Annotated in this window: 1 protein-coding gene and 1 pseudogene; one reads left to right on the plus strand and one right to left on the minus strand. The window is 45.3% G+C overall.

Annotation, left to right across the window (positions count from 1 at the left end):
* The first annotated feature begins 50 nt into the window (after positions 1-50).
* A pseudogene (locus B3143_RS15150) lies at positions 51-1335 on the plus strand (MgtC/SapB family protein).
* Positions 1336-1373: 38 nt separating this feature from the next.
* Here the strand turns inward: B3143_RS15150 and B3143_RS15155 are convergent.
* A partial coding sequence (locus tag B3143_RS15155; RefSeq protein WP_286741151.1) for an ATP-binding protein occupies positions 1374-1888 on the minus strand: 515 nt, incomplete at its 5' end.

Here is a 1888-nt window from a genome sequence, read left to right on the forward strand (position 1 = left end):
AGTTCAGCTTCAGTCATCACCAATGCCCTTCGCCTGCGAAATAAAAAGTTATGATAGAGAGTTCCTTTCTTCCACCAGATGTATCAGGGCTGGTTGCAGCACTCGCCATCGGCCTGCTCATTGGTTTAGAACGAGGATGGCAGGATCGAGAACTGCCAGAAGGCAGCCGAGTAGCAGGTCTACGTACCTTCACATTGACAGGATTGCTCGGAGGAATGCTCGGTCATTTACAACCAAACTTCGGAGCTTGGCCGCTAGTTGCGGCCGTATTAGGGCTTTCCTTATTACTAACAGTGTCCTATGCTCGTACCGCAAAAATTTCCGGTAATTTAAGTGCTACCACAATTATTGCGATGCTGTTGACATTAGTTTTAGGTGCATATGCATCCCATGGCAATGTTACTTTAGCATTAACCGCGGCTGTAATCGTCGCTGTATTTTTGGATCTCAAGCCAACCTTACACGGTTGGCTACGCTTGATAGAGCATCGTGAATTAACCGCATCCCTGCAGTTGCTGGTACTTTCTGTCGTTATATTACCCTACTTACCCAATACGGGTCTGGGACCTTTTGCTGCATTAAATCCTTACCAGTTATGGTGGGCAGTGATCCTGATTGCCGGACTCTCTCTGGCAGGTCATTTTGCCATGCGGCTTACCGGTTCAGAAAGAGGCATATTCTGGACAGGTCTATTGGGTGGTTTGGCATCGTCTACAGCTGCAACTGTCGCACTGGCACGCTATACACGCCAGCACCCCGTCATGGTCAGTGCTGCTATTTCTGGAACATTGGCTGCCTGTGGCATCATGTTTTTTCGTATGGTTGTGCTGATAGGCGTCATTGAGCCAGCATTGCTAAGCACTTTTGGTGGTGCAATGATGATTGCGGGAATCCTTCTGCTGGGTATGGCATTGTGGAGACAACGCCAAATTACCAGCGCTGAAAACAACGATCGAACAATAGAAGCAATGGCTCCTTTTGATCTTGGGACAGCATTCAGCTTCGCTGCTTTCCTGGCTGTCATGGCAGTCTTGGTCCCGGCAGCAAAACAATGGTTGGGCACCAGCGGCATCTTCGTATTATCGACTATTTCTGGGCTAGCAGACGTAGATGCTATTTTAGTCTCACTTGCCCGCCTGCATAGTACTGAAGGCTTAACAACAAATGTGGCTGCTGTCGCGCTAGGGCTAGCCACACTGAGCAACATGTTAAGCAAAGCGACAATTGCATGGATGACAGGGGGGGGCACAGTTTGGCCGAGCTATCATATTTGGCTACACAATTGCCATGATAGGTGCTGGCGTAGCTCTGGCTCTCAGTTTGAGCTTTATGTAAGGTCAACTCGGGTAAATGGAAGATGTTCAAAAAATGAGTTAAAATGATTCCCCTTGCATGGATTCACTTTGAAAAACAATGGTAAAAATGATTCGACCATTGAGGGATTCAGCCTGGATGGTCGCCCCAAGCATATCAAGAATAGATTTTGTTATCGCGAGCCCTAAGCCGGTTCCTTCTTCTGTTCTTTGTCTAGATGCATCTGTTCGATAAAATCGATCAAATAACCTGGATAGTTGTTCAGGAGAGATTTCAGGGCCTTCATTTTCAATTGAAAATATTGTGTTATCTAAATTCTGTTGAAGTTTTATGCGTATTGTAGAATTCTTATTTCCATATTTAACTGCATTAGATAATAGATTGCTGAGTGCTCGACGTAACATAGCAGGATCACCTTTGACATTTCCAGATCCTGTTTGTTGAAGCGTCATATTTTTTTCGGCAGCTAGCGCATCATAGAAATCAAATAAGGCTGTAACTTCTTTAACCAGGTCAATATTCTGTAAGTTCTGTAATTTTAGGCCATGTTCTGCTTTTGCCAAGAAAAGCATAT

It is taken from the genome of Acinetobacter sp. UBA1496 (genome assembly GCF_002324975.1).
Taxonomy (GTDB): domain Bacteria; phylum Pseudomonadota; class Gammaproteobacteria; order Pseudomonadales; family Moraxellaceae; genus Acinetobacter; species Acinetobacter variabilis.